Source organism: Acinetobacter sp. GWC1_38_13 (assembly GCF_001767535.1).
GTDB classification, from domain to species: Bacteria; Pseudomonadota; Gammaproteobacteria; order Pseudomonadales; family Moraxellaceae; genus Acinetobacter; species Acinetobacter junii.
Map to the genome: position 1 here is coordinate 1 of NZ_MELG01000107.1, position 6,839 is coordinate 6,839.

Below are 6,839 nucleotides of genomic sequence, written 5' to 3' on the forward strand. Positions count from 1 at the left end.
GCCAGATTCTGCCTGTTTCAAGATGGACATGATCTGACTGTCAGTAAATTTAGATGTTTTCATGCAGAATCTCCTGCTCGTATCTTAAGAGAAAATTCTACTTTTAGATCCTATTATTTTTAGGGGGGATTACCATAGAAGATGCTGCAAACAAGAATATTCCTGCGACTTATACTTTAGAGCTCTTAGCTGCGCAAAGATGGTTGGAACATCTTATAGTTCACTGTAGCCGTGTAGCAATCTTGTTGAGTGATACAACACACATATTAGTGGATGATGAAGTAGAGTTAGCTCATTAAAATATAACTTTTCATAAATCCTACGTTTTCTACTTTCCTACTCAGCTGACAAGCCTATAATGATTGAGAATCATTCCAAATCTAATAAGGAAATAACATGTCGACCGATCAACAATTTCCAACGCCTGCAAACTTAGGGATAGCAGTATATTCAAACAATGCTGAAGCGATTGGTAATACACCATTGGTTCGTATCAATCGTCTGATTAAAACTGGCGCAACAGTATTGGCAAAAGTTGAAAGTCGTAATCCTGCATTCTCAGTGAAATGCCGTATTGGTGCAGCTTTGATTGCGGATGCGGAAAAGCGTGGTGTGTTGAAAGCGGGTATGCATATTGTTGAACCAACCAGTGGCAATACAGGAATTGCATTAGCATTCGTTGCAGCAGCAAAAGGTTATCCAATCACTTTGACAATGCCAGCCAGTATGAGTTTAGAACGCAGAAAAGTATTAAAAGCTTTAGGCGCGAATCTTGTTTTAACTGAACCTGCTAAAGGTATGAAAGGTGCAGTAGATGAAGCGGTTCGTTTAGCAACGGAAAATCCAGAGCTTTATTTTCTACCACAACAATTTGAAAATCCAGCCAATCCACAGATTCATGTTGACACTACAGGTCCAGAAATCTGGCAGGCAACCAATGGAGAAGTTGATATTCTAGTTGCAGGTGTTGGCACGGGCGGGACAATTACTGGCATTTCTCGTTATTTTGAGCAAGTTCAGAATAAGCCAATTTATTCTGTCGCAGTTGAACCTGCTGAATCTCCAATCATTACTCAAACAAAAAATGGCGAAAGCATTTCACCCGCACCGCATAAGATTCAAGGTATTGGAGCAAACTTCATTCCTAAGAACTTAGATTTGGATTTGGTGGATGAGGTTGTACCCGTAAATAGTGCCGATGCGATTGAGTGGGCAAGAAAGTGTGCAACTCAAGAAGGCATTTTGGTTGGTATCTCAAGTGGTGCAGCTTTAGCAGCAGCAGCTCAAATTGCAGAACGTCCTGAAAATACCGGTAAAACCATTGTGGTGATCTTGCCTGATAGTGGTGAGCGTTATTTATCTTCTGTTTTATTTGAAGGTTTATTTGACGAAGTTTGATTCTATTGTTTAGTGAGTAAAAACCATGCCTAAGCGCATGGTTTTTTTATTACTTCATTCTTATAAGGCTTTCTTTAAGGTTTTTTCATGGCGCTTAACTGAGCGTGCATATTTCTTCGCTTTATGGCGAGTCCAAAAACTACGTTCATAGCCTGTCGGTCCAACATTGTAATACGCTACAGCTTTAGACCAACTGCCAGCAGATTTGTAATAGCTAGAAAGAATATAAGCACCACAGTTGATATTGGTATTTTCATCATACAAATTGCCAGGGCAAGATGTACTCCAATAACTAGAAATAATTTGAGTTAGACCAATCGCACCTGTGGGAGAACGCGCTGAGCTATTAAAATTTGATTCTTGGCGAATTAGTGCAGCAAGTAAAGTCGGTGAAACATCATAACGTTCAGCACTTTGCACAATCATAGGAGATAAACGATTGGCAGTATTTGGAGCAACAGAATAAGCATTTTGCAAACCTGAAGACAATTGATTAGATCGGTTTGCAAATGACCCGCTTAAACTACTGCATGCTGTCATACTGATCGCTATCATGATCAAACTAATTTTTAAAATCATTCCATTAAATTTATTGATACGACTGTATTGATCAGTATGATTGAATAAGAATTGCAAAATAATAAACCAAAAGTACAAAGATGAATTGATGGTATTAACACCATGTAAATGAGTCAATAATAGTTATTTTGCGATCATGTGAAGAGCATTGTTTAGATATAAAAAAAGCCCCGACATCCTGTCGAGGCTTTTTCATATTTGGTTTCTTGCCGTTAACTCCTGTCAACGACCACGTCCTGTGCTTCTTGTTGTTCTGAATGAGACTTCCTGTCTCTTTATGATTCTTATAATAGAGCTTTATACTTTAGTCGTATATTCGCTAATCACCGCAACTGATGTACGTATATGCGTACATGATGTAATCATAATGCTTCTTTTAAAGCTTGCTCATGGCGTTTTACTGAGTTGGCGTAGCGATGTGCTTGATTGCGCATGTAAAGACTTCTTTTATAACCGGTTGGCCCGACATTGTAATAACCAAGTGCTTTGAACCAATCACCAGTCGCTTGATAGTATTTTGCAAGAATGTATGCGCCACAATTAATATTAATCTGTTCATCATAAAGATTTCCAGAACAGGTCTGTTGCCAAAACTTGGGACGTACTTGGGTCAAACCTACGGCATCTGCTGATGATCTGGCATTGGCGATATAGCTAGATTCTTGTCGAATCAGTGCAGCAAGTAAATGTGGAGAAATATTATAAGATTCAGCGCTTTGCAGAATCATGGGTGCGACACGATTTGCAGTTGTTGGATGAACAGAAAAAGCCATTTGAATGCCTTGTGAAAATTGCTGTGAATAGCTGATTGTTGGTGATTTTGTTGTTGTACATGCAACGATGAAGTAGGCACTAATAACAATAAAGCTGAGTTTAAGACATTTGTTTTGAAACTGAGTAAAAGAAAATCTGTATCGCGTTATCATTGTGAAAAAGGTGTGTCCATTCTATAAAAGCACGCGGATAGTAAAAAGAGGCCTAGTTCGGGTCAATGATGGTTCATAGGCAAAATCGTTGGTTTTTATATTTTAGGCTTGACTTAATTTAGAAAAAAAAAGAAGCCTCGACTTCCTGTCGAGGCTTCTTCGTATTTGGTGCTATCACCAACTCCTGTCGATGACCACGTCCTGTGCTTTTTGTTATTTTAAATGAGACATCCTGTCTCTATGTCTTGCATTCTAGGTAAGTATTGGCATGTTGTATATGCGTCAATCACCTGATTTCGTGTAGGCTGTGGCTTACATAGTTGAATATCTCAATGCTTCAAATTGGCTGTCTTTATTATCCATGCTACTAGCCTTTGAGCAATCGGTGCACAGACTAATACACTTGGAAATGCAAACATCCACGCCACAATCCAAGCTGACATCCACATCGAAAAGAAGTTATCAATTAAACCTACCGCTTTAAAGGTGGTAATTCCTGAGATAAGAAATGACATCATGCAAGATAATATGAATGGAAATAAAAGACTTGCTGCCTTCACGTAATCACCTCTGAATTGCATTTAAATTTAATGCAAAATTTTGTCCGAATAATTGAGCGGTTTTAATATCACCAAAATCAAACGCATTGGCTGCACTTTGATGTTCAGCTTGCGCTATTAAACCTGACCAAGAACCAAGACGATTGAGTGCCTGAGTATAAGGTACACCTTGGTGTTGTTCAGGTAGAACAGGATTACCAATCCATATCATACCGTGTTGCATACAAAAGGTGAAAAGTGAAATGAGTGTCGACTGTTTATCTCCAGCAGGAAGTGATGAAACCGTAAATCCTGCCGCGAGTTTTCCTTTTAGGCTTTGCTTTTTCCATAATGCTCCTGTGAGATCCATCAGTTGTTTGAAGGTGCCTGAAACACCGCCTAAATAAGTTGGACTACCCCAAATGAGTCCATCATATTGGGTGATGAGGTCTGGATGAGCCATCAATGATTCTGCTGTAAACAAATCAATTTGAATATTCTCTACTTGTGCAGCACCTATTTGAATTTGCTCTGCAATAAATTGTGTATGACCTTGGCGGCTATGATAGATAATTGCGATAGATTTCATAGTGTTGTCCTCGATTAGAAAAAATTAAATAATTCAGCGGTGAGAAATAAACCACACCCAAAAATACTGTGATTGATCAAACTTTTGATGCGGTTAATAAAAGGCTGAGGTGTTTTTGAGGCAGCGATACCTAAACCCATCGCGGGTTGCATGATCAGGAAAGGGATCAAAACAGTGATCACACCAAAGGAAAGTGCAGAAGGAAATTGAGGTTGAGCCAATCAATTTTGGCCTACCATTAAAATAAAGCTGAAAGAGAAAATGACACCCACACTGTAATGAGCAATCCAGCCAAGTAGATATTCATGTCGAATTTCTGGACTTTGAGCAATGGATTGATGCTGGATTTTTCCACGCAAAATCCAGCCAACCCAACGCCCAAGTAAAGCAAAATTTAACGTTGGGATATTGAATCTTTTTAATATCAACAACCAAATATCCATGATGATGGTTGCACCAATACCAAGTCCAAAAATGTAGATCAATCGTTCCAACACATTCATTTCATCACCTTGAGCCTTTACCAATAAAATCTGATAAATTGATTGTGCAAGTTCAAGTCAACTTGAAGTCAAGGGGTATTTATGGATATTGGTGAAGTCGCAAAAAAAGCAAAGCTCACGACATCGACATTGCGCTTTTATGAAGAGAAAGGGTTAATCAAATCGATTGGTCGTCATGGCTTACGTCGTCAGTACAGTAAACAAGTTTTGGATCAACTGGCTCTCATTGCATTAGGTCGAGCAGCAGGCTTTTCATTGGATGAAATTGCAAGCATGTTTGGGCAGGATGGAAAGCCTGAGTTGGATCGGAAAATGCTGAATGATAAGGCAGAACAATTAGAACAAATGACACGACGTTTACATTTCATCAGCGAAGGATTGAGACATGCTGCGGTATGTCCTGCAGAAAATCATATGCAATGTCCGACTTTTCAGAATTATTTAAAAGCTGCGATTGCAGGTGAATATCAGCCCACAAAACTCCAAAACAAAACAGAGTTTTAAGGAGAAAGCATCGGATTGCATCGCCATAAAGATGTCATTTTATTGAAGTCAAAGTTTCATAAAAACTTGTTCTAATTTTTCTTAATTTTTACCAAATGTATAAAACCATGAACAAGAAAACTTTATTGGCTTTATTGTGCTGTAGTGCTTTGGCTTTAACGGCATGTAATGATGATGATCAAGATCAAAAAACATCGGTAGATCAAGTGACTGAGCCAACCTTGATTTCTTTTGCTAAGCTGCCTGTAGAAACCTATGCGATTGGACCTGATTCTGGCAACGCTGTCAGTGGAGCGAATGGTATTTATCCACCATTTAAAGGGCAACCTATACAAGGTTTCTCGGCTGCTTTGAAAAATGAAGACGGTAGTTATATGGCGATGTCTGATAATGGTTTTGGTACGCAAGACAATTCAGCGGATTATTTATTGCGTATTTATAAAATCAAAACCGATTTCAGAACAAAAAATAAAGGCACAGGGCAAGTTTCAGTCCAAAGCTTTATTCAATTACGTGATCCCAATAAACGTATTCCATTTGAAATTGTGAATGGAAATACTTCAGAACGTTTATTAACAGGTGCTGATTTTGATCCTGAGTCGATGCAACGTGCAGCAGATGGGAGCTATTGGATCGGTGATGAGTTTGGCCCTTACTTATTACATTTCTCAGCAGAAGGAATTTTATTGGATGCTCCAATTGGATTGCCTAATCCTTTAAATCCAGTCCAAGACCTACGTTCTCCACAAAACCAATTCAACAAAGCCAACATCAATTTTGTTGAGCCTTTGGTACAGCGCAGTGGCGGCTTTGAGGGAATGGCGATTTCTCCAGATGGCAAATATCTATATCCTCTACTGGAAAAGCCATTGCTGAATGATGCAACAGGTCAACTTCTGATTTCTCAATTTGATATTCAGAAGAAAAGCTATACGGGACAATATTATTGGTTCGCTTTAAATAGCAAGGCAACCAATATCGGTGATTTCCAATTGTTTAGTGATAAAGATGGCATCATCATCGAACGTGATGCGAGCCAAAATAATTTAGGCGGGTATAAAAAGCTGATACGGGTCACTTTGACCGAGCCTAAACAAATGGTAGTGCGTGAAGATTTGTTGGATTTAATCAAAATTGCCAATCCAAATTTACTCTATGGCACAGCGCGTGAAGGGGATATTGGAACAGGTCAGGTCTTTGCTTTCCCATTTGAAACGATTGAAGATGTAATTATTGAAAATGGAACGACATTAACTGTATTGAATGACAATAATTTCCCAGGTTCTTCGGGACGTAATGCCAAACTTGCGGACGACAACGAAATTATCCAGATTCGTTTGCCGAAAGCATTATTTTAAACGTCGGGTAAAATTAGCCGAAATGGTCATTCCTCATTTCGGTTGAAAGCGTATACTGATCAGGCAGAAGGAGTCCTCATGTCTGAATCAGTTACACGCCCAACCCATATTGAATATGGTTCAAAATCTTTTACCGCGATTTTATGGTCTTTGTTCTTTGCTGGTTTTGCTTCCTTTTCATCCTTGTACTGTGTACAGCCGATGATGCCGATCTTTGCAAAATTCTTTCAGGTCACACCGACCCACAGTAGTTTCCCTTTATCTTTTTCAACCATTGCACTCGCGATTGGTTTGTTGTTCACAGGATTCATATCTGATCGTTATGGACGCAAAAGGATTATGGTGTTTGCCTTATTTTTTGTTTCCGTATTATTGCTGATTAGTGCTTCATTTCCGATTTGGGAAATTTTTCTGACTACTCGTATTTTTATTGGCTTAGCTGT

The 6,839-nt window shown here is 38.9% G+C and carries 8 protein-coding genes and 1 pseudogene; 4 read left to right on the plus strand and 5 right to left on the minus strand.

Features of this window, described 5'->3' with window-relative positions; all coding sequences use genetic code 11:
* Positions 1-396 precede the first annotated feature (396 nt).
* Complete coding sequence (cysK, locus tag A2003_RS11575) at positions 397-1,398, plus strand: cysteine synthase A (protein WP_112987662.1); 1,002 nt, start codon at positions 397-399, stop codon at positions 1,396-1,398.
* Between the two features lie 60 nt (positions 1,399-1,458).
* Here the strand turns inward: cysK and A2003_RS11580 are convergent, their stop codons facing one another.
* The 5 genes and pseudogenes from A2003_RS11580 to A2003_RS11600 form a co-directional block, all read right to left on the minus strand.
* Entirely contained in the window at positions 1,459-1,977 is a 519-nt protein-coding gene (locus A2003_RS11580; protein WP_004957196.1) for a lytic transglycosylase domain-containing protein, read from the minus strand.
* Positions 1,978-2,339: 362 nt separating this feature from the next.
* Positions 2,340-2,903, minus strand: a complete 564-nt coding sequence (locus tag A2003_RS11585; RefSeq protein ID WP_286687406.1) for a lytic transglycosylase domain-containing protein — start codon at positions 2,901-2,903, stop codon at positions 2,340-2,342.
* 329 nt (positions 2,904-3,232) lie between these two features.
* Entirely contained in the window at positions 3,233-3,463 is a 231-nt protein-coding gene (locus A2003_RS11590) for a DUF2798 domain-containing protein (RefSeq protein WP_194596807.1), read from the minus strand.
* Between the two features lie 4 nt (positions 3,464-3,467).
* Positions 3,468-4,031 carry a flavodoxin family protein gene (locus A2003_RS11595; RefSeq protein ID WP_286687407.1) on the minus strand — a complete coding sequence of 188 codons (564 nt, stop codon included), beginning with the start codon at positions 4,029-4,031 and terminating at the stop codon, positions 3,468-3,470.
* Between the two features lie 14 nt (positions 4,032-4,045).
* Positions 4,046-4,534: pseudogene (locus A2003_RS11600) on the minus strand (DUF2938 domain-containing protein).
* 81 nt (positions 4,535-4,615) lie between these two features.
* Here A2003_RS11600 and A2003_RS11605 point away from each other — a divergent pair.
* From A2003_RS11605 to A2003_RS11615, 3 genes are all read left to right on the plus strand, one after another.
* A complete protein-coding gene (locus tag A2003_RS11605) occupies positions 4,616-5,038 on the plus strand; it encodes a helix-turn-helix domain-containing protein (RefSeq protein WP_286687408.1) in 423 nt (140 codons plus the stop codon).
* Positions 5,039-5,145: 107 nt separating this feature from the next.
* Positions 5,146-6,396, plus strand: a complete 1,251-nt coding sequence (locus A2003_RS11610) for an esterase-like activity of phytase family protein (RefSeq protein ID WP_286687409.1) — start codon at positions 5,146-5,148, stop codon at positions 6,394-6,396.
* Positions 6,397-6,474: 78 nt separating this feature from the next.
* On the plus strand, positions 6,475-6,839 hold a 365-nt coding region (locus A2003_RS11615; RefSeq protein WP_286687410.1), incomplete at its 3' end, for an MFS transporter.

Bases quoted from the DNA above. Each gene is read 5' to 3' on its own strand.
- A2003_RS11610 (WP_286687409.1), top strand. From the start codon at position 5,146: ATGAACAAGAAAACTTTATTGGCTTTATTGTGCTGTAGTGCTTTGGCT.
- A2003_RS11605 (WP_286687408.1), top strand. From the start codon at position 4,616: ATGGATATTGGTGAAGTCGCAAAAAAAGCAAAGCTCACGACATCGACA.
- A2003_RS11580 (WP_004957196.1), bottom strand. From the start codon at position 1,977: ATGATTTTAAAAATTAGTTTGATCATGATAGCGATCAGTATGACAGCA.
- A2003_RS11595 (WP_286687407.1), bottom strand. From the start codon at position 4,031: ATGAAATCTATCGCAATTATCTATCATAGCCGCCAAGGTCATACACAA.
- A2003_RS11585 (WP_286687406.1), bottom strand. From the start codon at position 2,903: ATGATAACGCGATACAGATTTTCTTTTACTCAGTTTCAAAACAAATGT.
- cysK (WP_112987662.1), top strand. From the start codon at position 397: ATGTCGACCGATCAACAATTTCCAACGCCTGCAAACTTAGGGATAGCA.